The organism is Comamonas sp. F1-6 (assembly GCF_039581415.1).
Taxonomy (GTDB): Bacteria; Pseudomonadota; Gammaproteobacteria; order Burkholderiales; family Burkholderiaceae_C; genus Comamonas; species Comamonas thiooxydans.
Genome location: NZ_JBCPWN010000010.1, coordinates 107248 through 132055, shown reverse-complemented (window position 1 = coordinate 132055; position 24808 = coordinate 107248). Strand labels below are relative to the sequence as shown.

Below are 24808 nucleotides of genomic sequence, written 5' to 3'. Positions count from 1 at the left end.
ATGAAGCTTTCTCGTCCTATTCTGGTTCTTTCCCTGGCATGCGCCACTCCATACGATGGTCTGGCGCAGACGGTGGATCTAGGTCCGGATATCACTCCCAGACAGCGCTTTCAGATCTATCCCCGGATCGACAAGGCGTATGAGGCCATGGCGCGCGGCGATGGCCAGCGCGCCATCTCCGAGCTGCAGCAGGCTCAGCGTCTGGCACCGGACAACACCGAGATCGCCTTGCAGTTGGCCGCAGCCCATCGCCGCTTTGGCCAACCAGCACAGGCCGAAGCTGTACTGAAGGCCCAGCTTCAGCGCCACCCTGGCGATGCGCGTCTGGCCCAGGCTCTGCGCGATATGCATCAGGGAGCCGTTCCGGCCAGACAGCCCGAGTCTCAAGCCCTGCCCGCTCCTGCGGCCAAGGCTCCACCGAAGACGCCAGGCACAGCCACGCCTTCAGCAGCGCCAGCACCGGAGCCGGCAAAGGCTGCCTCCTCGACAGCGGACACCACGCCACGCCCGCGCAAGAGCCCGGCAGCACAGGCCATGCCTGCTGGTTACGCCAAGGCCAGCCAGGCCTATGCCGCCACCGAGCGGCGTGACTTCGCCACGGCCTTGCCTCTGGCAAGGCAGGCCGTAGCTGCGGCCCCAGGGCGTCTGGACTATCAGCGCCTGCTGGTCTACCTGCTCGTAGCGAACGGGCGCTTCGACGAGGCCGAAGCCCGGGCAACAAGGCTGGACAAGGTCAAGCAACTGCAGTCGGACTCCGATTGGCAGATGCTGCGCACATCCATACGTCAGCGCCGCGCACTGCGTCCCTTCGAGCAGGCCTTGCAGGCACGCGAGCAAGGCGACATGGTCAAGGCCCTCAGGTATGCCGAGACCAGCGTCCGAATAGCGCCGGATGCGCTGGCTCCCCGCCTTCAGTGGCTGGGCTTGCTGCTTCAGGATGGGCAGGCAGCCCAGGCGCAGCGCGTGGCAGAGCAAGGGCTGGCACTGCAGAACGATCCAGCACTGCAGGTGCTGCTGGGTGTGGCCCTGCATGCACAGGGTCGCGGCAATGCTTCTGTACAGGCTTTCGACGCTGCACTGGCGGCCCCCCATCTGGCGCGCTCGGAACGGCAGAATTACGGCGTCATTGCCGTTGATGCGGCACTGGCCGCCGGTCAGACCGATCGGGCGCAGCGACTTGTGCAGGCGCTGGAGACGGACAGCAATGCCGACGTCAGCAGCCGCCGAGAGCAGCTCAAGGCCCTGCGCTCCTCAACCATGTCACGCAGCTACGAGCTGCCACTGCCCCTGGTCAACTGCTTCAGCGCCGGCGATGTGCCCGGCTGCGAAATCTGGCCTGGGCAGGAGGCGCCAGACCCGGCATACAAAGTCGCCCATGAGGCCTATCAAGCCTACAGCGATGGGCAATATGCTTTGGCGGCAGAAAAGGCCGGGGCGGCCTTGCAGCTCAACCCCGGACATCTACCCTACCGTCAGCTTCGCCTGCAGGCATTGCTGGCTGCAGGCCAGAAGGCGCAGGCGCTTGAAGAGGTCGATCAAACACTGCAGCTACAGCCCGATGCAGTCGAAGTGCTGGCCTTGCGCAGTCGCCTGCGCCACGAGCAAGGCATGACCGAGGCCGCCAACACCGACGCACGGACGGCATTGCAAATGGGCGGCCTGTCCCTGTCCAGCGAGGTGGACCTGCTGCTTCAGCTGGGGCTGCGAGACGAGGCTGCTGCACGCTTTGCACAGGCCGTCTCGGAGCCTGAGCTGCAGCAAAGCGCCGACCCCAATCTGGCCTATCTGGCCGTCCGCGTGGGGGACGATCGCAGTGCCTTGTCCATCTTCAACCGCGCACGTGACCAGAGCCGCCTGCCGGACACGGCGCTGCGCGATGGCGCCTACGCAGCCAGCAGGCTGGCCGAGAACGAGCAGTCCATCGACTACTTCAAGCAGGCCATTGCCGCAGCACATGAAGGCAGGCTCGCCATGACGCCGCAGCAGCAATATGAGACGCGGCGTGAAGTTGCCGACCGGGACCGCTCCTGGGGCATCAACACCTTGCTGGGCTATCGGGGCATTGCCCTGGGCGCGGCAGGCGCCCAGCCCGGACTCTATGGCGACGTGGCCCAGCTCGTCAGCGAGGTGTACTGGCGCCCGCAGAAGTTCGGCGACGGCCGCTTCTGGGAGCTGTACGGCGGCGCTGCACAAACGGTCTACAGCCGCCACGATGTGCCCACGGGCGGAGAAACCACCCAGGGTGCCGTCGGTGTCCGTGCCAAGCCGCTGAGCGATCACAACCTCATACTCGCGGCCGAACGGCGCGTGCGCATCGGCTCGCTGTCCAGCAACGACTGGTTGCTGCGCATGGGATATTCGGGCGGCATGGGCACCGACCTGCGCGTGGATGTGCCCAGCTGGAACACGTTCAATATGTACGCCGAAGTAGGTCGCTTCATTCATCGCAAGCAGAACTACGCGACGTTCGAAGCCCAAGCAGGGCGCAGTTTCCGAATGGGGGGGAGCGACTCAAGACTGGTGCTGTTTCCGCATGCAGTCCTGGGTGCTGATTACAACTCTGAACGCACAGCCTCGGGCAAGCAAAGCTCGGTTGGCGCTGGCGTTGGTGTGAGCATGCGTTTCTGGTTCCGCGAGGACCGTGACCATGCACCTCGCTCCTACCTCGACCTCTCCCTGCAGTATCGCGCCCGGCTTGCCGGGGACGAACGAGGGAAAGGCGTGTTTCTACGTGCCGCCTTGGTATTTTGAGATGGCACGCCTCTAAGACCCGAACCCATCGCCATTTCTAGAGTTTGTGGAGATGGAGTTCTTCGACATTTTTCTTTCTGCCCTCCAGAAAGGAGGCTCTCATGCACTCCCATGATCAAAGGCAGGCCACGCGCGCGCTGCTCGCGCTGGCGCTGCTGACCTGGGCCAACTGGTCCCTGGCCTCGAACGTCATGCCGCCGCCCTTGCCGCCTGGTGCCTCCCAGATCCGCATGGATATCGGCGCAGCCCCCGAAGAGCGCAAGCGCAATGAACGTGCGCATCACCACAAAGGGCATTTCAAGAAGGATTTCACACGGGATGACACGCTGGATGAACTGCCAAGCAAACCCGGCAACCCATCCCCCGGCAATCCCCCGAAGGACAAGCCCAATCCGGGTGGCCCATTCCGTGGCCAGCAGCAATAGACCTCACCGTGTACTGATCTCAGGAGAGTCTCATGAAAACCCTAGGACGCATTCTTGGGGCATGGCTGCTAGCCATGCTCTTTGCGAGCCCTGGCGCCTTTGCGCAAACAGGTCCGCGCACACTGATCCTTTATGACGCGCCGCCCAATACGGCCTACACCAAGCTCGGCATGGGCTATGCCATCATGCTGCGCAATCTGCTCGGACATTTCGACAGCAAGGTCGATATGCTCCCGGTGCAGAACTACACGGCAGGCAAACTCAGCGGCTACGACGCCACGTTCTATCTGGGCTCGTATTACGACAACCCGGTGCCCGCCGCCTTCATGGCCGATGCCGCCAGCTCGAGCAAGACCATAGTCTGGTTCAAGTACAACATCTGGCAGTTTGCCTGGGATGCGGCCTACGGCTTCCAGTCCCGCTATGGCTTCAACCTGACGGCGCTTCGCGGACTCAATGCCGCACCAACCTCAAGCAACACCACACCGGGGTTCTTCGACACCATCACCTACAAAAACCTGCCCTTTGTCAAATACTACGCATACGACAGCAGCACCGGAGCCGTGAATGCGGATCCCGATGTGGGGCTGACGGCCATCACCGATACCACCAAGGCCCAGAACCTGGTTTCCATGTCCAATCCCAAGACCGGCGAGCAGGCGCCCTATGTGGTGAGGTCGGGCAACTTCTGGTATGTGGCGGATCTGCCGTTCAGCTATATCGGACCACGCGATCGCTATCTCGTGCTGGCAGACATGCTGCATGACATGCTGGGGGTGAACCATGCCGAAAGCCACAAGGCCATGGTCCGTCTTGAAGACGTGAGCGCATTGGTCAGTGTGGCGGCGATGAAATCGCTGACGGACTACCTCTACCAGCAACGGATACCGTTTTCGATTGCGACCATTCCGTACTACCGCGACCCTCTTGGCGTGTACAACTCGGGAGTGCCTATGCAGGTGCCAATGTCACTGGCGACCAACCTGAAGAGAGCTCTCAACTATGCACTGGTGCGCGGCGGCGAAATCGTGATGCATGGCTACACGCACCAGTACAGCAATATGCGCAACCGCTATACGGCCGTGAGTGGCGATGACTACGAGTTCTGGGACATTGTCAACAACAAGCCCGTACCCGAAGACTCGACCGCCTGGGCATTGGGACGTTATCGGGCCGGCCTGCTGGAGTTGTCTCTCAATGGATATCGCGCGACAGCCTGGGAGACCCCGCACTACCATGGCTCGGCGCTGGCCTCCAAGGCCACTACGCAGGTCTTTGCCAAGACTTATCAGCGCGTGGTGTATTTCACCGCAGACAAGCCCAATTTCACTGCATCGGTGGAGAAGGATTTTGCCGTGGGCCAGATCTTCCCCTACCCCATACAGACCGACTACTACGGCCAGAAAGTGCTGCCGGAAAGCCTGGGGAACATCGAATACGACATCTCCCAGATCGATCCGACCTCCTTTTACAACTACACATGGCAGGACATTCTCACCAATGCCCAGTATGTGAAGACAGTACGTGACGGCTATGCCTCGTTCTTCTTCCACCCGTTCTGGCTTGAGCCGCAGGTTGGAACCCCTGGTCTGGCGGACTTCAAGAGCCTTGTCAGCGGCATCTCCAATCTGGGCTTCACCTGGACGGTTCCGAGTCAGCTGCCATGAAAGAAAAGCGCTTTCTCCGAAAGGAGAAAGCGGCTCGATCCATAGATATGACAATGGAACAATGCACCAGACGCGAGGCGCTGGGCCTGGCCTGGGCACTGAGCTGCAGCCTGCCTGACGCACAGGCCAAACCCGGCCTGCGTCTGCCTGGCATGGTCTGGCAGCCCAGTGCCGACACTCTGCGGCCCCATGGAGCATGGCAGCGTCTGGGCATCCGCCGCCTGCTGGTGCAATGGACGGCCGTGGACAATCTGAGCCTGGTGCCCGGCACTTATCTGCCCTCCATGAGCCGCAACCTCCCGGACTGGGAGCGCATTGCTGCAGAGCCCTGGGCGCTGGAGCTGATTCTCGGCCTGGCCGGCATGCATGACGAGGCCAAGGCCCGCGCCAGTCTCGCGGATCTGGCAATGCAGTCCTATGCCTTGAAAGCCGCTATCACGGCGCTGCCACTGCGGGTTGCCGGCTGGTACTTCCCGGTCGAAGTCGATCCAACCTGGGCTGCGCCCAGTCTTCTCACCGAGGTTCTCAACAAGCTGCCTCGTCCGCTGTGGATCAGCGCCTATGACAATGCCAATATGGGTCCCCAGGCGCTGGTTGACTGGATCATGCGCTGGATACCCGAAGATGTGGGCGTGTTTTTCCAGGATGGAGTCGGCGTCCACGCGCGCACTCCCAGCGTGGCACGCGAATACCTGCAAATGCTGACCGCCCATCTGGGCCAGGCGCGTGTTCGTGTGATTGCCGAGGCCTTCCGGCCTGCGCAGGGCGGCGGCTTTCGCAGCGCCATGGCAGAAGAATTCCTGCCGCAGTTGGCGGCCTACCAAGGCTGGACGGTCTTCGCATTCGACGGCCCGCATTATCTGAACCCGCCTCTGGTCGATGCATTGGCGGATGCCCTGAGCACCAAATCCCGATGAGTCGTCATCCGCCTTGCCTCTGCAGCTGCGGCCCATGGAGCCGGCAACAGGGCTGAGCAGGCTGACGGCCAACAGGTCTTCGCACGAGGACAGGCCCAGGCTCGGGGTGGCATCACCCCGCCTCGTTCAAAGCCTCAAACGCATTCGAAGGTTTGCGCCGCATTCCAGCGCTGGTCGGGTCCAAGAACCACAGGGGCATCAATGGCCGCAGCCTCCACACACAGCATTTGCTGCCAGTTGTCGGCCTCCATGTCCTTGAGCGTGGCGCACAGTGCGGGGCCGGGATTCCAGACCACGGTTTCGCTCCAGGACGCATCCTGGGCAAGCTGCAGCCAGGGCCGGCCCGAGCTTTGCAGCTGCAGGGCTGCAGCCGCACGTGGATAGACGCGATCGGTCTCCGCACCGAAGCTGACGCAGCCCTCCTGCGTGACATGGGTGTCCGGCTGAGCCGCAGCAGCATCCCAATAGCTCAAACCTTCGAGACCATGCAAGCTGGTCTGCTCGACCTGCGCAACGCGAAGATAACCGTGCAAGGCCGCTGTAAAAGACAGGTCCTGCCGACCGCGGTTATGCACAGCCAGCTCCACACGCAACGCGCCGGGCCTGAGCTCAATCGTGAGCACTGCCTCAAAGGCGTGCAGCCAGACGGTGCGCGATGCTTCGCTGTCCGTCAGGCGCAAGGAGATTTGCACACCATCCTCGCCCAATGGCCGCGCAGCATCGGCCTGCCAGTGGCTGAGGCGCGCAAAGCCATGCTTGACCAAGGGACCACGCTGGTTGAACTGGGGAAAGCAGACCGGAATGCCGCCACGAATAGCGCTCTTGCCGTCATGGGATGCGCGGGGACTGAGGAACAGGCGCTCCTGCCCCAGGCCGACCCAGGACAGCACCTGGGCACCCTGCAGGCAGATCAGCACCGAATCCCCCTGGCCCAGCTTCAAAGCAATGGCAGGAAGCCCTTTCCAGTCAACGGCCTGGGCCTGAAACGCCAAATCACTCACCCGTGAGCTCGTCCGCACGCTCCTGGCCGGCGGCGAAGTCCAGATCGCCGGTATAGATGGCGCGGCCGCAGATAACGCCCTCCACGCCCTCGTCCTGCACCTTGCACAGCGCTTCGATGTCGGCCATGCCGGCCAGACCGCCCGAGGCGATGACCGGAATCTTCAGCGACTGGGCCAGCTTGACGGTGGCGTCGATGTTGATGCCGCTGAGCATGCCGTCACGACCGATGTCAGTGTAGATGATGGATTCCACACCCCAGTCCTCGAAGCGTTTGGCGGTTTCGATCACATCCTGGCCGGTGAGCTTGCTCCAGCCATCGATGGCCACCTTGCCGTCCTTGGCGTCCAGGCCCACGATGATGTGACCGGGAAAGGCGCTGCAGGCGTCCTGCAGGAAACCGGGGTTCTTCACGGCAGCGGTGCCGATGATCAGGTACTCGATGCCCAGATCGATGTAGCGCTCGATGGTATCCAGATCACGGATGCCGCCGCCCAGCTGCACGGGAATCTCGCCATCGACTTCCTTGAGGATGCTCTTGATGGCCGACAGGTTCTTGGGCTGGCCCGCAAAGGCGCCGTTCAGGTCCACCAGATGCAGGCGACGGGCGCCCGCATCCAGCCATTTGGCGGCCATGGCTGCGGGGTCTTCACCGAAAGTGGTGGACTGGTCCATATCACCCTGAATCAGGCGAACGCAGTGGCCGTCCTTGAGGTCGATAGCGGGGATGAGCAACATGATGGTGATCTGCTAGCAAGTTTGGCCGTCAGAAATGGCCGGTTGAAAAAATCGGGTTGACAGTGAACAAGCCCTGCGATGCAGCGCGCACTGGATTGGGATGGGCTGCGAGGCGCAAACCACAGCCGGGCTGATCGCCCGGCGAGGATTTGCAACGCTGCAGACCGCCCAAGCCAGGGATGCGATGCGCGCAAAGACTGGTTCAATGTTGACCCTTAGGGCTTCCAGCCCAGGAAGTTGCGGAACAGCGCCAGTCCCTGATCCGAGCTTTTCTCGGGGTGGAACTGGGTTGCGAAAATATTATCGCGTGCGACGGCACATGCAAAGAGGCCGCCATAGTCGGTCTCGGCCGCGCAATGCGCGCTTTGTTGCACCTGCGCATAAAAGCTGTGCACAAAGTAGTAGAAGCTGCCGTCTGGAATGCCGGCCCATAGCGCATGGTGCTTGCCGCCCTGCTGCGTCTGCTGCACCTGGTTCCAGCCCATCTGCGGCACCTTGAAACGGCTGCCGTCGGCCTGCGTCCTTCCTTCGAGATCGAACTTGCGCACATTGCCGGGAATCAGTCCCAGGCCCGGCACATCGCCTTCGTCGCTGTGGTCGAGCAGCATCTGCATGCCCACGCAGACGCCGAACAGCGGCTTGTTGACGGCGGCATCGAGCACGGCCTGCTGCAGGCCCGATTCGCGCAGCTCGCGCATGCAGTCGGGCATGGCTCCCTGACCGGGCAGGACCACGCGGTTGGCGGCATGGACCACATCGGGATCGGCCGTGACGACCACGTCCCAGCCGGTATCGGCTGCGGCCGTACGCACCGCCTGCGAGACCGAACGCAGATTGCCCATGCCGTAATCGACCACGGCCACGGTGTTGTTCTTCAAACTCATAGCAGCTACCGCTTATGGAGATTGGTTTTTAAAGACAAACAGCTTTGAAATGCAGTGTAAACAGGCGCAATTCGCTCCTGATTACAGAGCACCCTTGGTCGAGGGAATCACGCCGGCCATGCGCTCATCATGCTCCAGTGCAAAGCGCATGGCACGCGCAAAGGCCTTGAAGATGGTTTCACACTGGTGGTGGGCGTTGAAGCCTTTGAGGTTGTCAATGTGCAGGGTCACGCCGGCGTGGTTGACAAAGCCCTGGAAGAATTCGAAGACCAGTTGCGTGTCGAGCTGGCCGATGCTGCCCGCCGTGAACTTCACATCCATGTGCAGACCGGGGCGGCCCGAGAAGTCGATGACGACGCGGCTCAGGGCTTCGTCCAGCGGCACATAGGCATGGCCGTAGCGGCGAATGCCTTTCTTGTCGCCGATGGCCTTGGCGAAGGCCTGGCCCAGGGTGATGCCGATGTCCTCCACCGTGTGGTGGCCATCGATGTGCAGATCGCCCGCGCATTCGATATCCATGTCGATCAGGCCGTGGCGCGCGATCTGGTCCAGCATGTGGTCGAGAAAGCCGATACCGGAGTTCAGGCTGGCCTTGCCCGTGCCGTCGAGGTTGACGCGCACGGCGACGCGGGTCTCGGCCGTGTTGCGCTGCACTTCGGCAATGCGCGGCAGGTTCTGGGCGATGGAGGGGACGATATTGCTCATAGGCTTTCTTTCAGTGCCGCCAGCATCTGGGCGTTTTCTTCGCGGGTGCCCACGGTCAGGCGCAGGCAGTTGTGCAGCAAGGGGTGCATGGCCGATACGTTCTTGACCAGCACGCCGCGCTGCTTCATCTCGATCTGGGCCTTGCCGGCATCGCGCACGCGCAGCAGCACCATATTGGCTTCGGAAGGCCAGACTTTTTCCACGCCGTCCAGCAGGGCCAGGGCATCGATCAGCGGCTGGCGTTCGGCGCGGATGGCGGCGGCCTGCTCGGCATACAGAGACTCGTGCTGCAACGCAAAAATCGCCGTCTCGCAATTGAGCACGCTGATGTTGTAGGGCGGGCGCACCTTGTCGATCTCGTTGACGATGGCCGAAGGGCCGATCAGATAGCCCAGGCGCGCACCGGCCAGACCGAACTTGGACAGAGTGCGCATCAACAGCACATGGGCGTTGCGCGCGGGGTCGGCCTTCATGCGGGTGATCCAGCTGCGGCTGGCGAAGGGCTGGTAGGCCTCGTCCATCACGACCAGACCGCCAACCTCGGCCACGGCGTCGATCACGGCCTGAACCTTGTCCTCGGCCCACAGCGTGGCGGTGGGATTGTTGGGATAGGCGATATAGGTGATGGCAGGCTGGTGCTCGGCAATGGCGGCCTGCATGGCCGGCACATCCAGGTCGAAGTCGCTCGTCAGATTCACGCCCACGAAATCCAGGCCCTGCAACTTGGCAGACAGCGGATACATCACAAAGCCCGGCATGGGCGCCAGCATCTTGGCGCGGGCATTGTTGCAAGGCTGGGCCGTGGCCAGCGCCAGCAGGGTGATGATCTCGTCCGAGCCATTGCCCAGCAGCACCGATGTGCCGGCCGGAGCACCGGCGTAGTCGGCCAGCATCTGCTTGAGCACTTCCTGGCGCTCGCCGGGGTAGCGGTTGATTTCCAGGCCGCCCAGATGCTCGCCCAACTTTTTCTGCAGCTCGGGCGGCAGGCGGTAGGGATTCTCCATCGTGTCCATCTTGAGCAGGCCTTGCGCGGGCTGCACATGGTAGCCCTGCATGGCGCGTACATCGGCGCGAATGCGTTGCAGGGCTTTGGTCTGGATGTCTTGAGCAGTCATGGGTTCACTCCTTCACACAAGGCTTGCGTTGGCCAATGCAGTCGATACCGATCGCTGCAATTCTGGCGCTCAAGCCTCAAGATTCTGCGTGGCGGCTTGCTCCAGCGGGTGCACCACGGTTACGCCGCCAAACTCCGCCCCATGAGGCAGATGCAGGCTCAGCATCTGGTTGCAGCCGCTGTGCTGGGCGCAGGCCACGGCCAGGCAGTCGCCAAAGTCCAGCGCATGGCGGGCTTGCACGGCCCAGGCCGTCTCCAGCGTGGCGGCGTCGGTCTTCCAGGGCGTCCAGGTCTGGTAGCGGCGGATGGCGGCGCGGGCATCGCCCTGAGGCAGGGGCAAGGCTGCCGTGGTCGCCTGGTCATAGAACTCCACCAGCGCCTGGTTGCTGGTGCGGCCGCTACGGCTGCGCCACAGCAGATCCAGCCATTCCAGCGTGGCCGCATACAGCGCACCGCCGGCCGCATCTTCCGCGGCGATCAGCACCGAGGTATCGACAAATACGGGGTTCACCTGGCCACCTCGGCTTCGGCATTGCTTTGCACTGCAGCACGCTTGCTGCTGGCACTACGCGCCACGGATTTGGCAGACTGGCCGGCAGCTTGCCAGGTGCGCTCATCCGTGCGCCAGGCCAGATAGGCACGCTCGTAGGCATCCTCGCGCTGCATCAGCTCGGCCATGAAGTCACCCAGCATGCGCGAGACGCTGCTGCCGCGCCTGGCCGCTTCAATGCGCGCCCAGTCAAGCACGCTGTCTTCGACGGTGATGGTGACGTTCTTCATGCCTCGCATGGTACACGAATTTCGTGCAACACGAAATTCGTGTGAAATTTCAAATTGCCAGAATGGCCTGCAGGAATCCATACTGCGGAGCAAAAAGCAGTTCGCCAGAAACTTGCCCCTCTGCAAGCGCAGACCCACCAACCGGGAGGAGAAATCATGAGCCAGCCATCCAAGACCGCATGGACCAGACGCCAGATGCTCGATCGCACCGTCCGCGCCGGAGCCGGCCTGGGCATCGCGGCCGGCTCCGGGCTGGCTTTGGCGGGCTGCGGCGGAGACGATGGGCCGGCAAAAGGTCTGAGCGCCGCGGAGGCAGCCCGGCGGCTGCCCGAGCTGGCTGCAACGCTGCGCCGTGTCAGCGGTGTTCCGGGTATGGCCTGGGCCGTGGTCCAGGGCGCGCAAACGCTTGCCGCCCAAGGCCTGGGGCTTTGCGAGACCGGCGGCAGTGCGGCCGTGAATGCCGACACCGTGTTCCAGCTGGCCTCGGTCTCCAAATCCCTGGCCGCCACCGTGGTGGCGCGCCAGGTCGGCCAGGGACGGGTCTCCTGGGATAGCCGCATGCAGGACTTGCTGCCCTGGTTTGCACTGCGCAATCCGGGCAGCAGCGCGGTGCTGACCGTGGGCGATCTGTTTGCCCATCGCAGCGGCCTGCCCGACCATGCGGGCGACAAGCTCGAGGAGCTTGGCAACGGCCAGCAGGTGGTGCTGGAGCGGCTGCGCCTGCTGCCCGTCAAGCCTCTGCGCAGCGAATACGCCTACACCAATGCCGGCCTGACTGCCGCCGCGGTGGGCGTCGCAGGCGCGGCCAACACGGACTGGGCGAGTCTGTCGCGCCAGAGCCTGTATGCGCCTCTGGGCATGACGCGAACCACATCGGTCTATGCCGAATTCATGCAGCAGGCCAACCGTGCCAGCCCCCATGTACGCGCCGATGACGGCAGCTGGCAGCGCGGCACGCCGCGCAATGCCGACCCCCAGTCCCCGGCCGGCGGCGCCAGCTCCAGCGTCAACGACATGGCGCGCTGGCTGTCTCTGCTGCTGGCGCAGGGGCGCTGGCAGGGACAGCAACTGGTCGCCCCTGCAGCCCTGCAAGCCGCCTGGCAGGCCCAGGCGCCGGGAGGGCACTACGGCTTCGGCTTCAATGTCGCAGCGACCGATGGCGGGCTGAATTTCCTCAGCCATTCGGGCGCCTTCATGCTGGGTGCGGCCACCTGCTTCATGCTCATTCCCTCGCTGGACGCCGCCATCATCGTGCTCACCAACGGCATTCCCATAGGCGTTCCCGAAACCCTGTGCCGCCAGTTCGTGGACCTGATGGAAACCGGCCGCCTCACGCAGGACTGGTGGTCGCTGTACAGCGAAAAGATCGCTCCGCTGATGGCGCCCACGGGCTCCCTGCTGGGCCAGCAGCCCCCGTCTGCGCCCCAGCCTCCGGGCGCGCTGCAGCGCTATGCGGGAAGCTATGACAACGCCTACCATGGCCCGGTGCAGGTCAGCCTCGTCGACAACCGGCTGCAGCTGAGCATAGGCCCGCAAGCCCAGACCTATGTGCTGCAGCACTGGAGCGGCAGCCAGTTCTGCTTCGTTCCTGGCAACGAAAGCGCAGCTCCGCACAGCATTTCGCTGGCGGTCTTCGAGGCAGGTGACGCAGCGCCGGCCCAAAGCCTCTGGCTGGAGTTCTATGACGATGACGGATTAGGCCAGTTCAGCAGGCGAATCTGACAGGCGCTGCGGCTGCAGGCGGCAGCGCCACAGCCCTCAGCGCCGGTACTGCGGCGGCGGGGCATATCTGCCGTCGGCGGGAAAAGCCGCAGGCTCGGCCGCACCACGGGGCTCTGGCGCCGGCCGAGCGGCATCGCGCCCCTGCAGGCGGACTTCAAACAGGGCCGCTCCGATCACGCCCACGTTGCGCGCATCGCCAGCCGGGGTATTACCGGCATAGGCGCGCTCCTTGCCGGAAAAACGAAAGGCCGCCACTTCACGCTGGCTCTTGCGAAAACCCTCGATGCGCAGGGTCTCGCCGGGGCGCAGCAGATAGCCGGCATTGCGCACGCTGCCGGCCTGGCCGGTGAGCACATCCAGGCCGTCCACCGTGACCACGACCTCATAGTGGCGCTGGCTGCGGTTGCTGTAGACCAGCTCGTAGCGCTCGCCATGACGGCCGGCCAACTGATAGTCCCGAGCTCCGCGCATGGTGTAGATGGGCAGCGGCCGGCCCTGCCCGTCCTGCACAACCCACTCCACATCGCCGTCGGCCAGCTGCACGCTGAGCTGCTGATCAATGCTGCGCCCAAGGGCGCGGCGGATGCTGGCCTCATCGGAGTAGCGCAGCTGTGCCACGGTGCGCGGGCGTTCGGGATCCAGGCGCGCGGCTTCTACGGTCCGGGTGACCGACTCTCGCCCTTCCCCCCATTGCGTGCCCAGTGTGGACTCGACCCTGGGCGTGCGCGGCGCTGCCGATGCGCTCTCAGCGACCTGCAAGGCATCCTGCGCCGAAGGCGGTGCACCGCACGCGGCCAGCCCCGCGGCCAGCAACAGTCCGCCCAGCAGCCGCCAGCCGCGTTGCTGCCAGGAACTCATGACCTGATTCATCTTCACGCTCCCTTGTTGTGATTGGCTATTAAATGCTGCGCTGCCACGCAGCCCGCCGAGTGTCACAGCAAATCCGCGCATTCCCGCACCATGAAACATCTGGAGATGATTTGCCTCGAAACGGGGGGCATGCCGACCTGCCCGAAAATGAAAAAAGCCGTGGACGGGCCACGGCTGATGGGCAAGCACCGGCGGATTTACTTCAGGCGCATTTCGGCAGCCCTGGCATGGCCCTGAAGGCCTTCGCCATAGGCCAGCACAGCGGCGGTCTTGCCCAGGATCTGGGCACCGGCCTCGCTGACTTCGATGATGGAGCTGCGCTTCTGGAAGTCGTACACCCCCAGCGGCGAGGAAAAGCGCGCCGTGCCGCTGGTCGGCAACACGTGATTCGGGCCGGCGCAGTAGTCGCCCAGGCTCTCGGAGGTGTAGGCGCCCAGGAAGATGGCGCCGGCGTGCCTGAGCAGAGGCTCCCAGCGGTGCGGGTCGCGGCTGGAGACTTCCAGGTGCTCGGGCGCGATGCGATTGCTGATCGCGCAAGCCTCTTCCATGTCCTTGGTCAGAATCAGTGCACCGCGATCGCTCAGGCTCTTGGCGATGATGGCCTTGCGCGGCATCTCGGGCAGCAGGCGGTCGATCGCGGCCTGGACGGCATCGATATAGGCCGCATCGGGACACAGCAGGATGGACTGTGCCAGCTCGTCATGCTCGGCCTGGCTGAACAGATCCATGGCCACCCAGTCGGGCGGGGTCGTGCCGTCGGCCAGCACCAGGATTTCAGAAGGACCGGCAATCATGTCGATGCCCACGATGCCGAACACGCGCTTCTTGGCGCTGGCCACATAGGCATTGCCGGGGCCGGTGATCTTGTCCACCTTGGGCACGGTGGCCGTGCCGTAGGCCAGGGCAGCCACGGCCTGGGCGCCACCGATGGTGAAGGCGCGGTGCACGCCAGCCACATAGGCAGCAGCCAGCACCAGCGGGTTCTTCTGACCCTGGGGCGTGGGCACGACCATGATGATGTCCTGCACACCGGCTACATGGGCGGGAATGGCGTTCATCAGCACGCTGGACGGATAGGCGGCCTTGCCGCCCGGCACGTAGATGCCCACGCGGTCCAGCGGCGTGACCTTTTGGCCCAGCAGCGTGCCGTCTTCGTCGCGGTAGCTCCAGCTCTCACCATTGGCCTTTTTCTGCGCCTCGTGATAGCTGCGCACGCGGCGCGCCGCCGACTCCAGCGCTTCGCGCTCGGCTGCCGGCAAGCTCTCGAAGGCGGCTTTCAGCTCCTGCTTGGTCAGCTCCAGCGCAGCCATGGAATCGGCCTGCAGGCCGTCAAAGCGTGCCGTGTATTCAAGCACGGCGGCGTCGCCGCGCTGCTGTACATCGGCCAGGATGTCGGCCACCCGCTGCTCGATGGCTGCATCCGTGTCCGCCGACCAATGCAGACGCTGCGCAAAATCATGCTCGAACTGGGCATCAGCGGTTGACAGACGGGCGGGGGCAGCTACGAATTCCATAGTATTTACCAGTAGGAAAAATCAGTTGTTCTTGGCGGCAACGGCCTGCGCAAACGCATCGATGATGTGGCGCAGCGGAGCCTGCTTGAGCTTGAGCGAAGCCTGGTTGACGACCAGACGCGAGCTGATGTCCATGATGGGCTCGACCTCGACCAGATCGTTGGCCTTGAGCGTGTTGCCGGTGGACACCAGATCGACGATGGCATCGGCCATGCCGGTCAGCGGCGCCAGCTCCATGGAGCCGTAGAGCTTGACCATGTCCACGTGCACGCCCTTCTTGGCAAAGAAGTTGCGGGCAATCTCGGGGTACTTGGTTGCGATGCGCAGACGCGCGCCCTGCTTGACGGCCAGCTGATAGTCGAAGCCGTTGCGCACGGCCACGCTGACACGACACTTGGCAATCTGCAGGTCCAGCGGCTGGTACAGGCCCTGGCCGCCATGCTCGATCAGCGAGTCCAGGCCCGATACGCCCAGGTCTGCGCCGCCATATTGCACATAGACGGGCACGTCCGAAGCACGCACCAGCACCACGCGCACATCGGGACGGTTGGTGTCGAAAATCAGCTTGCGCGACTTTTCCACATCCTCGGTCACCGCTATGCCGGCGGCGGCCAGCAGGGGCACGGTTTCTTCAAAAATGCGGCCCTTGGACAGGGCTATGGTCACAGGCGTTGCGGTGCTCATGCGGAAATTCTCTCGATATCGGCGCCCAGGGCGCGCAGCTTGTCTTCCATGCGGTCGTAGCCACGATCCAGGTGGTAGATGCGATCGACGATGGTCTCGCCCTCGGCCACCAGACCGGCAATCACCAGGCTGGCCGAAGCGCGCAGGTCGGTCGCCATCACGGTGGCACCGGACAGGCGCTTGCCGCCTTCGATGGTCGCCACGCGGCCGTCGGTGGTGATGCGCGCGCCCAGGCGCACCATCTCGTTGACATGCATGAAGCGGTTCTCGAAGATGGTCTCGGTCACCATGCTGGTGCCTTCGGCCACCAGGTTCAGCGCCATGAACTGGGCCTGCATATCGGTGGGAAAGCCCGGATATTCGGTGGTGCGAAAGCCCTGGGCCTTGAGCTTGCCGGAGGACGCCACCTTCAGGCCGCCATCCACGCACTCCACGCTCACGCCCGCATCCTTGAGCTTGTCGATCACCGCGCCCAGATGGTCGGCACGCGCGTGGTGCAGCAAGGCTTCACCGCTGGTAGCCGCCACGGCGCAGAGGAAGGTGCCGGCCTCGATACGGTCGGCCACCACCTGATGCTCGCAGCCATGCAGCTTGTCCACGCCCTGAATCACGATGTGGCTGGTGCCGTGACCGGTGATCCTGGCCCCCATCTTGATCAGCATCTCGGCCAGGTCGGTGATTTCGGGCTCCATGGCGGCGTTTTCCAGCACCGTCTCGCCTTCGGCCAGCGCAGCGGCCATCAGGAAGTTCTCGGTGCCGGTCACGGTCACCATGTCGGTGGTGATGCGTGCGCCCTTCAGACGCTTCCAGCCTTCGGGCAGGCTGGCATGCATATAGCCGTTTTCCACGGTGATGATGGCACCCATGGCCTGCAGGCCCTTGATGTGCTGATCCACGGGGCGCGAGCCGATCGCGCAGCCGCCGGGCAGCGACACCTTGGCGTGGCCGAAGCGGGCCAGCAGCGGACCCAGGGCCAGCACCGAGGCGCGCATGGTCTTGACCAGCTCGTAAGGCGCTTCGGGCACCAGGCTGTCGGGTGCCACAAAGCTCATGCCGCCACGTTCGCCATGGGTTTCGGTCTGCACACCCATGTTGGCCAGCAGCTTGCGCATGGTGGCCACATCGTGCAGACGCGGCACATTGTGCAGATGCACGGGCTCGGCCGTGAGCAGTGCGGCACACATTTCAGGCAGAGCGGCGTTTTTGGCACCGGAAATGATTACTTCGCCCTTGAGGGGACGACCACCGTGGATCTTGAGTTTGTCCATGGCTTCAAGCCTTGAATGTTTATATGTAAAAAATGCACTCAGCGCTTATGTAGCAAGTGCTGACGGCTATCAATCTTGCGTCTCGACTCGCATCAAGCCTGGGCAGCAGCCCATTCTGCCGGGGTGTAGGTCTTCATGGACAGGGCATGGACTTCATCGGTGGCCATGCGGTTGCCCAGCGTGGCATAGACCAGGCGCTGGCGGCCCAGCAGACGCTGGCCTTCAAACTGTGCAGAAACAATGGTGGCAAACCAATGTCGGCCGTCACCTTCCAGCGCAATATGCTCGCAGGGCAGGCCGGCGGCGATCAGGTCTTTGAGTTGGTCTGCAGTCATGGGGAACCTTTAAGCGCAAAGCTGGCGAAACCGGTCATTGTCTCGCAAGCAGCCCCGCGTCAATTCTAAAAATCAGTTACGAATCTTGTAGCCGATACGCAGCAGGTGCACGGCCAGCGCGCTCACAGCCAGCCAGGCAGCGCCCACGATGGCGAAGCTGAGCCAGGGCGAGACATCGCTCTGGCCGAAGAAGCCATAGCGGAAGCCGTCGATCATGTAGAAGAACGGGTTGACATGGCTGACCGCCTGCCAGAAGCCGGGCAGCGAGTGCACGGAATAGAACACGCCGGACAGAAAGGTCAGAGGCATGATCAAAAAGTTCTGGAAAGCTGCCATCTGGTCGAACTTCTCGGCCCAGAGACCGGCGATCAGGCCCAGCGTGCCCATCAGGGCACAGCCCAGAAAGCCGAACACCAGAATCCACAGCGGCGCGGCAAAATCGGGCACGGCAAAGAACAAGGTGACCACAAACACGCCCAAACCGACCAGCAGGCCGCGCAGAATGGCCGCTCCCACATAGGCGCTGAACCAGGCCCAGTGCGACAGCGGCGTGAGCAGCACGAACACCAGCGAGCCCATGATCTTGCTCTGCACCAGGCTGGACGAGCTGTTGGCAAACGCGTTCTGCAGCATGCTCATCATCACCAGGCCGGGAATCAGAAACGCGGTGTAGGGGATGCGGTCGTAGACCATGACCCGGCCTTCGAGCACATGGCCGAAAACCAGCAGATACAGCACGGCCGTGAGCACCGGTGCGGCCACGGTCTGAAAGCTCACCTTCCAGAAGCGCAGCACTTCCTTCTTGAGCAGGGTCTGCCAGCCGTTCATTGGACACCTCCTGCAGGAGCCTGTGTCCTGGAGCCTTCATTCATGATGTGGATGAACACATCTTCCAGATCCGCGCGGCGGATTTCCACATCCTCGGGGGTCACACCCGCCTCGCGCAAGGCGGCCAGCAGTTGCTCCACATCGACTGCATGGGCGGCGGGAATCTGCACGATTCGACCGGTAACACGCGCTCTGTCGGCCACGGCCTTGGGCAGGGCGCTATCGGTCTTGAACTGCAACACATTGCTGGAAGCCGACTTGAGCAGCTCGCTCATGGGCGAGAGCTTGATGATCTCGCCGCGCTTGAGCATGGCCACGCGGCTGCACAACGCCTCGGCTTCTTCGAGATAGTGAGTGGTCAGCAGAACCGTGTGGCCCTGCTTGTTGAGTTTGGCAATGAAATGCCACAGCGTCTGGCGCAGCTCCACGTCCACACCGGCCGTGGGCTCGTCCAGCACGATGATGGGCGGCTTGTGCACCAGGGCCTGAGCCACCAACACGCGGCGCTTCATGCCGCCCGAGAGCTGGCGCATATTGTTGTGGGCCTTGTCCGTCAGGCCCAGGCTGTCGAGCAACTCGTCGATCCAGTCGTCGTTGTTCTTGACGCCGAAATATCCGGACTGGAACTTCAAGGCCTCGCGCACATTGAAGAAGGGGTCGAACACCAGCTCCTGCGGCACGATGCCCAGCTTGCGGCGTGCATCGGCGTAGTTCGCCTGCACATCGCTGCCCTGCACCAGCACGCGCCCGCCCGTGGCTTGAGCCAGTCCGGCGAGGATGCTGATCATCGTGGTCTTGCCGGCGCCGTTGGGGCCGAGCAGACCGAAGAATTCACCTTCCTCGATATCCAGGCTCACCGATTTGAGGGCCTGAAAATCCCCTTTGGGGGTACGGTAGGTCTTGGAGACGGATTGGAATGAGACTGCGGACATGGAGCCCATGATTCTAGGGCTTGCCCACAGCCTCTGCCTTGGCGGGGCTTAGCCGGACACAGTGATTCGTCAGCCTAGCCCTGCTGAGCGGTGGCGGCCGCATCGGGCACGGGAGCGGGCATCAGCAAGCCGTCCACGCCATACAGCGCGGCCATGGACTGCAGGCCCTTGGGCAGACCCTCGACGACGAGCTGCTTGCCCGCCTCCTGGGCAGCACGCCGGCAGGCCAGCAGCACGGCCAGAGCCGCCGAGTCAAACACCTTGACGGCACTGGCATCCAGCACCACCTGTGCATCCGCATGGCCCGTGACCAGCGGGCGCAGGCGCAGCAGACAGTCGCGCCCCTGACGATAGGTCAGTTCCTTGGGCAGTTGCAGAGGGTTGCTAGCTGAGCGGGCCATGACGTCTGAAGCGCTTTGCTTACTTGTTCGCCATGGCCGGCATGGAGCTGCGCGAGGCCAGGGTCTTGATCAGGCCGTCAATGCCGTTGGCATTGATTTCCTGCGCAAACTGGTTGCGATAGGTTTCCACCAGCCACACACCGAGCACGTTGAAGTTGTAGAGCTTCCAGCCCGTGGCCTGTTTTTCCAGACGGAAATCCAGTTGCACGGGGTCGCCACGGCCGTTGACCTGGGTACGCACCAGCACGTCGGTGTCGCCGGCTGCCATGCGCACAGGCTTGACGGTAATGGTCTGATCGCCGACCTGGGATAGGGCCCCCGCATAGGTGCGAATCAGCAGGGCCTTGAACTCATCCTGCAGCTTCTGGCGCTGCTCGGGCGTGGCCTGACGCCAGGCCGGACCGACAGCGGCCGATGTCATGCGGCGAAAGTCCACATAGGGCATGACCTTCTCGTTGACCAGTGCATTGATCTTGCTGGAATCGCCGTTGCGCAGCGAGGCATCCTTCTTGATGGTCTCCAGCACATCGGCAGAGACGCGCTTGACCAGTGCATCGGGAGCTTCCTCAGCAGCCTGGGCTGCGGGCAGACCCAGATTCAGAGCGAGCACGGCACCTGCTGCCATGCCCCACATGCGACGAGTAATCTTCATTGCGTTTTTTCTCCTAGGCCCGCAAGTGTCACCGCACTCGCGCAGCCTGTGCATCATGTTTGTAACCAAGCTCTACCGGCTCACTGGCCTTCCGGGGGCAGCTTGCCGGCGTTGTCGTCATCATAGTTTTCGAGGCGACCATCGCCGCCGGACGCCGCGCCGCCAATGCGTGAGCGCAGATAGACATCGCGCACCAGGCTGTATTTGTCGAGCGCAACGGAGTCCAGCACATCGCCGGCCTTGAGCAGATTGGCACGGTTGTTGACCATGCGCAGACCGAACAGGCTGTTGCGCCAGCGCACGTCATCCATGGAGTTGGCAGGATAGCCGAAGGCGTCAACCACCAGGCCGGCCGAATCTCGCACCGTGGACGGCCCCCAGAAAGGCAGCACCAGATACGGCCCCGTGGGCATGCCCCAGCGACCCAGAGTCTGGCCGAAGTCCTGCTTATGGCGCTCGATGCCAGCCTCGCTGGCGATGTCGAACAGACCGCCTATGCCCAGCACCGTGTTCACGCTGAAGCGCACCATGGAGTTGTAAGCCCCCTGACCCTGACCCTGCAGCACATTGTTGACGAAGGACCAAGCATCGCCGAGATTGTCGAAGAAGTTGGTCACGCCCTGGCGCGCCACACGCGGCGTCACGGTCTGATAGGCCGTGGCCACGGGCTTGAAGACCGCCTCGTCCACGCCTTCATTGAAGGAATAGATGCTGCGGTTCATGGACTCCAGCGGATCGGCAGGGTTGGCAGGGCCCGTGGTGGTGGCGCAGCCGGACAGCAGTGCGGCTACGGAAACGCTGGCTGCCAGCGCAACGCGCCTGAGCGCCTGATTCTCGTCTGACGTCAATTTCGTCTGTGGGCTTGTTGTAGTCATCATTCTTTCGCTCCCCCGTTGCCTGCGGCAGCGCCGGAATCACCACCCTGCTCCGCCTTGCTGTAGAGAAACTGACCGATCAGATTCTCCAGCACCACGGCAGACTGGGTGGCAGTCACACGGTCGCCTGCCTTGAGGTTCTCTTCGCTGGCGCCCGCTTCAATACCAATGTACTGATCACCCAGCAGGCCGCTTGTCAGAATTTTCAGCGAGCTGTCCTTGGGAAAGGCGTAACGGGTTTCCATGCTCATGGCCACGTCGGCCTGGAAGGTCTGGTCGTTGAAGGTAATGGATTCGATACGGCCCACGACCACGCCGGCGCTCTTGACCGCCGCCTTGGGCTTGAGTCCGCCGATATTGTCAAAACGCGCCGTGATCGCATAGGTCTTCTGGAAATTCAGACTCAACAGATTGGCCGACTGCAAGGCCAGGAACACCAGGGCCAGAGCACCGATCAGCACAAACAGGCCGACCCAGACATCACTTTTCTTTTGCTGCATGATTTTTTACCTCTATCTGCTGAGCAGCCTCAAATGCTGAACATGGTTGCGGTGAGCAGGAAGTCCAGGCCCAGAACCGCTAGCGAGGCCACGACCACGGTACGGGTGGTGGCACGGGAAACTCCTTCAGGCGTGGGCTTGGCCGCATAGCCTTCGAGCAGGGCCACAAAGGTCACGGCCAGGCCGAAGACAAAGCTCTTGAGCACGCCATTGCCCAGATCGCTCCACCAGTCCACGCCCTGCTGCATCTGGCCCCAGAAAGCACCGCTGTCGACGCCGATCATCACCACGCCCACCAGCCAGCCACCCAGCACACCCACGGCGCTGAAGACCGCAGCCAGCAAAGGCATGGTGATCAGCCCGGCCCAGAAGCGCGGCGCCAGAATGCGTTTGACGGGGTCCACCGCCATCATTTCCATGGCTGACAGCTGTTCACCGGCTTTCATCAGGCCGATTTCGGCCGTCAAGGCCGTGCCGGCACGACCCGCGAACAGCAGGGCCGTGACCACAGGCCCCAGCTCGCGCAGCAGGCTCAGGGCCACCATCATGCCCAGCGCCTCGGCCGAGCCATAGCGCTGCAGGATGTAATAGCCCTGCAGACCCAGCACAAAGCCCACGAACAGACCGGAGACGCCGATGATGGCCAGCGAATAATTGCCCAGAAAGTGAATCTGGTCGCCGATCAGGCGCGGGCGCCTGAGCGCCGGCCCCATCAAACCCAGCAGGCGCCACAGCAGGCGTGCGCCAATCCCCATGTTGACCAGCTGGCAGCGCACTGCCAGGCCAATGCGTGCGAGAAAGTTCATGCACGCCTCCTGCTGCCAAAGTCCTCGTCGGCGCTGACGCCCGGATAGTGAAACGGCACAGGCCCCGTGGGTCTGGCATGGATGAATTGCTGCACCAGCGGGTCGGTGCTGGCGCGCACCTCTTCGGGTGTGCCCTGGGCAGCAACGCTTCCGGCTCCCAGAATCACCACATGGTCGGCCACGCGGAAAGTTTCTTCCAGATCGTGGGATACCAGAATCGAAGTCAGGCCCATGGCATCGTTGAGCTGGCGGATCAGCTGTGCCGAGGTACCCAGCGAAATGGGGTCCAGGCCCGCGAAAGGCTCGTCATACATGATGAGTTCGGGGTCCAGCGCAATCGCGCGGGCCAGTGCCACGCGGCGGGCCATGCCGCCCGAGACCTGGGAAGGCATCAGATCGCGCGCACCGCGCAGGCCCACGGCATGCAGCTTCATGAGCACGATGTCGCGAATCAGCTCTTCGGGCAGATCGGTGTGCTCGCGCAGCGGAAAGGCCACGTTGTCGAACACGCTCATGTCGGTGAACAGTGCACCGAACTGAAACAGCATGCCCATGCGGCGACGCGCGGCGTAGAGCTGCTGCGCATTCATGATGGTCACATCCTGGCCGTCAAACAGCACCTGCCCCTGCTGGGCATGGTTCTGCCCGCCGATCAGACGCAACACAGTGGTCTTGCCGCCGCCCGATGCGCCCATCAGCGCCGTGACCTTGCCGCGCGGCACTTGCAGGGACAGATCGCGCAGGATGACGCGGTCACCATAGCCAAAGGTGACATTGCGCAGTTCCACAAAGGGTGCGTTGGGTGACATGCGTGAATAGCCGCTCAAGAGAAAGCAAACTGGTATTGTGCCGACAAGCTCGGCAAAAAGCTCGGGTTAGCCCCAAGTAAACATACATTCGTGAATGTTTCTTCAAGGCATGGCTTGGATCGCAGAGTCATCACTCCTGTTTCAGGAGCATTCAGCGCTTGTTGTGCATGCGCAAACTGCCTTTTTTGCGATATGAAATCGCATCGACAGCTGCGACTTATTTACAACATATTCTGCAGAAACGCCTTGGTGCGCTCGTGCTGAGGCGCCACAAAGAATGCTTCGGACGGGCCTTGCTCGACGATGTAGCCGCCGTCCATGAAGATGACGCGGTTGGCCACCTCTCGCGCAAAACCCATCTCGTGGGTCACGACCAGCATGGTCATGTGCTCCTCGGCCAGCTCGCGCATGGTGCGCAGCACCTCGCCGGTCAGCTCGGGGTCCAGCGCCGAGGTGGGCTCGTCGAACAGCAGAATGTCGGGTTCCATGGCCAGCGCACGGGCAATCGCCACGCGCTGCTTCTGACCGCCTGAGAGATGATTGGGATAGGCATCGCGCTTGGCGGCCAACCCCACCTTGGCAAGCAGGGCCTCGGCCTTGGGAATGATGTCTTCGCGCTTCATGCCCTTGACGATGACGGGCGCCTCGATGATGTTTTCCAGCACCGTGAGGTGGGGAAACAGATTGAAGGACTGAAACACCATGCCCATCTTGCGGCCGATCTTGCGGATTTCGGCATCGCTCACGTACTGAGCCCTGGCCTCACCCTCGGAGCGTGCCAACACCTCGCCTTCGATGCTGATGGTGCCGCGGTCAATCGTCTCCAGGTGGTTGAGGCAGCGCAAAAAGGTGCTCTTGCCCGAGCCGGACGGGCCGATCACGGCCACCACCTCGCCGCGCAGCAGCTCCAGAGAGACACCGCGCAGCACTTCGTTGCTGCCAAAGGCCTTGTGGATGCCCTGGGCGGAAATCATCACGTCAGGCGTCGTACTTGGCATATTTTTTCTCAAGATATTGGAAGCCCCAGGTCAGCACCAGGGTCATGATGAGATAGAAGGCCGCAGCCACGATGAAGGGCGTGAAGCTGAAGTCGCGCTGCACCACGCCGCGCGCCACGCGCAGCAGATCGTTGAGTGCCAGCACATAGATCAGCGAGGTGTCCTTGACCAGGGTGATGGTCTCGTTGCTGACGGGCGGCAGGATGCGGGCCCACATCTGGGGCAGCACGATGCGGCGCATGGTCTGGGCATAAGTCATGCCCAGCACCTTGGCTCCCTCGTACTGGCCGCGATCCACGGACTTGATGCCGGCGCGGAAGATCTCCGCGAAGTAGGCCGCATAGTTCAGCGCAAACGCCACCACGGCGGCGGGAAAGTCGGGCAGGCGCACACCGATGTAGGGCACAAAGGGCAGCGCAAAGTACACGAACAGCAGCTGCAGCATCAGCGGCGTGCCGCGCATCAGCCAGATATAGGCGCCCACGGCGCTGCTCAGCGGCTTGATGCTGGAGATGCGCATCAGCGCCAGCGCCAGGCCCATGGGAATGGACAGCGCCAGCGTGATGAAGAACAGCTTGAGTGTGACAAGGGCACCAGCCGACATGGGCCCCAGGAGCGAGATTACATAGTCCAT

Annotated in this window: 27 protein-coding genes; 5 read left to right on the top strand and 22 right to left on the bottom strand. The window is 63.0% G+C overall.

What is annotated here, in order from left to right; all coding sequences use genetic code 11:
* The 4 genes from AAIL66_RS12670 (at position 1) to AAIL66_RS12655 (ending at position 5760) form a co-directional block, all read left to right on the top strand.
* Positions 1 to 2751 carry a tetratricopeptide repeat protein gene (locus tag AAIL66_RS12670; RefSeq protein ID WP_343496876.1) on the top strand — a complete coding sequence of 917 codons (2751 nt, stop codon included), beginning with the start codon at positions 1 to 3 and terminating at the stop codon, positions 2749 to 2751.
* 101 nt (positions 2752 to 2852) lie between these two features.
* Positions 2853 to 3176: a hypothetical protein gene (locus tag AAIL66_RS12665; protein WP_034357484.1), complete on the top strand. Its 324-nt coding sequence runs from the start codon at positions 2853 to 2855 to the stop codon at positions 3174 to 3176.
* A 32-nt stretch (positions 3177 to 3208) separates the two neighbouring features.
* Positions 3209 to 4843: a DUF2334 domain-containing protein gene (locus tag AAIL66_RS12660; RefSeq protein ID WP_343496875.1), complete on the top strand. Its 1635-nt coding sequence runs from the start codon at positions 3209 to 3211 to the stop codon at positions 4841 to 4843.
* Between the two features lie 47 nt (positions 4844 to 4890).
* Positions 4891 to 5760 (top strand): DUF4434 domain-containing protein, encoded by an 870-nt coding sequence (locus AAIL66_RS12655; RefSeq protein ID WP_343496874.1) that lies wholly within the window; start codon positions 4891 to 4893, stop codon positions 5758 to 5760.
* A gap of 134 nt (positions 5761 to 5894) precedes the next feature.
* Here the strand turns inward: AAIL66_RS12655 and AAIL66_RS12650 are convergent, their stop codons facing one another.
* The 7 genes from AAIL66_RS12650 to AAIL66_RS12620 all read right to left on the bottom strand — a co-directional run bounded on the left by AAIL66_RS12650 (position 5895) and on the right by AAIL66_RS12620 (position 10980).
* Positions 5895 to 6761 (bottom strand): D-hexose-6-phosphate mutarotase, encoded by an 867-nt coding sequence (locus AAIL66_RS12650; RefSeq protein ID WP_343496873.1) that lies wholly within the window; start codon positions 6759 to 6761, stop codon positions 5895 to 5897.
* Positions 6754 to 7497: a 1-(5-phosphoribosyl)-5-[(5-phosphoribosylamino)methylideneamino]imidazole-4-carboxamide isomerase gene (hisA, locus tag AAIL66_RS12645; RefSeq protein ID WP_003058631.1), complete on the bottom strand. Its 744-nt coding sequence runs from the start codon at positions 7495 to 7497 to the stop codon at positions 6754 to 6756. Before hisA ends, AAIL66_RS12650 begins: the two co-directional genes overlap by 8 nt.
* Positions 7498 to 7712: 215 nt before the next feature.
* Complete coding sequence (gene hisH / locus AAIL66_RS12640; RefSeq protein ID WP_045838448.1) at positions 7713 to 8381, bottom strand: imidazole glycerol phosphate synthase subunit HisH; 669 nt, start codon at positions 8379 to 8381, stop codon at positions 7713 to 7715.
* An 81-nt stretch (positions 8382 to 8462) separates the two neighbouring features.
* A complete protein-coding gene (gene hisB, locus AAIL66_RS12635) occupies positions 8463 to 9086 on the bottom strand; it encodes an imidazoleglycerol-phosphate dehydratase HisB (protein ID WP_003058637.1) in 624 nt (207 codons plus the stop codon).
* On the bottom strand, positions 9083 to 10201 hold the full coding sequence (hisC, locus tag AAIL66_RS12630; protein WP_343496872.1) for a histidinol-phosphate transaminase: 1119 nt from the start codon (positions 10199 to 10201) through the stop codon (positions 9083 to 9085). Before hisC ends, hisB begins: the two co-directional genes overlap by 4 nt.
* A 69-nt stretch (positions 10202 to 10270) precedes the next feature.
* Entirely contained in the window at positions 10271 to 10711 is a 441-nt protein-coding gene (locus tag AAIL66_RS12625) for a PIN domain-containing protein (protein WP_003058641.1), read from the bottom strand.
* Positions 10708 to 10980, bottom strand: coding sequence for a hypothetical protein (locus AAIL66_RS12620; protein ID WP_034357468.1), 273 nt, complete (start codon positions 10978 to 10980; stop codon positions 10708 to 10710). Before AAIL66_RS12620 ends, AAIL66_RS12625 begins: the two co-directional genes overlap by 4 nt.
* 156 nt (positions 10981 to 11136) lie before the next feature.
* On the opposite strand from AAIL66_RS12620, the gene AAIL66_RS12615 reads away from it, so the two are divergent.
* Positions 11137 to 12702 carry a serine hydrolase gene (locus AAIL66_RS12615; protein ID WP_343496871.1) on the top strand — a complete coding sequence of 522 codons (1566 nt, stop codon included), beginning with the start codon at positions 11137 to 11139 and terminating at the stop codon, positions 12700 to 12702.
* Between the two features lie 36 nt (positions 12703 to 12738).
* Here the strand turns inward: AAIL66_RS12615 and AAIL66_RS12610 are convergent, their stop codons facing one another.
* From AAIL66_RS12610 to AAIL66_RS12540, 15 genes are all read right to left on the bottom strand, one after another.
* Positions 12739 to 13671, bottom strand: coding sequence for a hypothetical protein (locus AAIL66_RS12610; RefSeq protein WP_343496870.1), 933 nt, complete (start codon positions 13669 to 13671; stop codon positions 12739 to 12741).
* A 98-nt stretch (positions 13672 to 13769) separates the two neighbouring features.
* On the bottom strand, positions 13770 to 15086 hold the full coding sequence (gene hisD / locus AAIL66_RS12605; protein ID WP_034381583.1) for a histidinol dehydrogenase: 1317 nt from the start codon (positions 15084 to 15086) through the stop codon (positions 13770 to 13772).
* Between the two features lie 21 nt (positions 15087 to 15107).
* On the bottom strand, positions 15108 to 15770 hold the full coding sequence (gene hisG, locus AAIL66_RS12600) for an ATP phosphoribosyltransferase (protein WP_003062096.1): 663 nt from the start codon (positions 15768 to 15770) through the stop codon (positions 15108 to 15110).
* Positions 15767 to 17038 carry a UDP-N-acetylglucosamine 1-carboxyvinyltransferase gene (gene murA / locus AAIL66_RS12595; RefSeq protein WP_034357460.1) on the bottom strand — a complete coding sequence of 424 codons (1272 nt, stop codon included), beginning with the start codon at positions 17036 to 17038 and terminating at the stop codon, positions 15767 to 15769. The genes hisG and murA overlap by 4 nt, the downstream gene beginning before the upstream one ends.
* Positions 17039 to 17130: 92 nt before the next feature.
* Positions 17131 to 17373, bottom strand: a complete 243-nt coding sequence (locus tag AAIL66_RS12590) for a BolA family protein (protein ID WP_003062090.1) — start codon at positions 17371 to 17373, stop codon at positions 17131 to 17133.
* Between the two features lie 72 nt (positions 17374 to 17445).
* On the bottom strand, positions 17446 to 18201 hold the full coding sequence (locus tag AAIL66_RS12585; protein ID WP_003058656.1) for an ABC transporter permease: 756 nt from the start codon (positions 18199 to 18201) through the stop codon (positions 17446 to 17448).
* Positions 18198 to 19133 (bottom strand): ABC transporter ATP-binding protein, encoded by a 936-nt coding sequence (locus tag AAIL66_RS12580; RefSeq protein ID WP_034348309.1) that lies wholly within the window; start codon positions 19131 to 19133, stop codon positions 18198 to 18200. The genes AAIL66_RS12585 and AAIL66_RS12580 overlap by 4 nt, the downstream gene beginning before the upstream one ends.
* Before the next feature lie 74 nt (positions 19134 to 19207).
* On the bottom strand, positions 19208 to 19534 hold the full coding sequence (locus AAIL66_RS12575; RefSeq protein ID WP_034357458.1) for an STAS domain-containing protein: 327 nt from the start codon (positions 19532 to 19534) through the stop codon (positions 19208 to 19210).
* A gap of 19 nt (positions 19535 to 19553) precedes the next feature.
* On the bottom strand, positions 19554 to 20186 hold the full coding sequence (locus AAIL66_RS12570) for an ABC transporter substrate-binding protein (RefSeq protein ID WP_343496869.1): 633 nt from the start codon (positions 20184 to 20186) through the stop codon (positions 19554 to 19556).
* Positions 20187 to 20266: 80 nt separating this feature from the next.
* Positions 20267 to 21064 (bottom strand): VacJ family lipoprotein, encoded by a 798-nt coding sequence (locus tag AAIL66_RS12565; RefSeq protein WP_034357456.1) that lies wholly within the window; start codon positions 21062 to 21064, stop codon positions 20267 to 20269.
* A complete protein-coding gene (mlaD, locus tag AAIL66_RS12560; RefSeq protein WP_034357454.1) occupies positions 21061 to 21561 on the bottom strand; it encodes an outer membrane lipid asymmetry maintenance protein MlaD in 501 nt (166 codons plus the stop codon). Before mlaD ends, AAIL66_RS12565 begins: the two co-directional genes overlap by 4 nt.
* Before the next feature lie 29 nt (positions 21562 to 21590).
* A complete protein-coding gene (gene mlaE, locus AAIL66_RS12555) occupies positions 21591 to 22367 on the bottom strand; it encodes a lipid asymmetry maintenance ABC transporter permease subunit MlaE (protein ID WP_003062071.1) in 777 nt (258 codons plus the stop codon).
* Complete coding sequence (locus AAIL66_RS12550) at positions 22364 to 23176, bottom strand: ABC transporter ATP-binding protein (RefSeq protein ID WP_034357452.1); 813 nt, start codon at positions 23174 to 23176, stop codon at positions 22364 to 22366. The genes mlaE and AAIL66_RS12550 overlap by 4 nt, the downstream gene beginning before the upstream one ends.
* 221 nt (positions 23177 to 23397) lie before the next feature.
* Positions 23398 to 24150 carry an amino acid ABC transporter ATP-binding protein gene (locus AAIL66_RS12545; RefSeq protein WP_003074094.1) on the bottom strand — a complete coding sequence of 251 codons (753 nt, stop codon included), beginning with the start codon at positions 24148 to 24150 and terminating at the stop codon, positions 23398 to 23400.
* Positions 24151 to 24154: 4 nt separating this feature from the next.
* A complete protein-coding gene (locus AAIL66_RS12540; protein WP_003058677.1) occupies positions 24155 to 24808 on the bottom strand; it encodes an amino acid ABC transporter permease in 654 nt (217 codons plus the stop codon).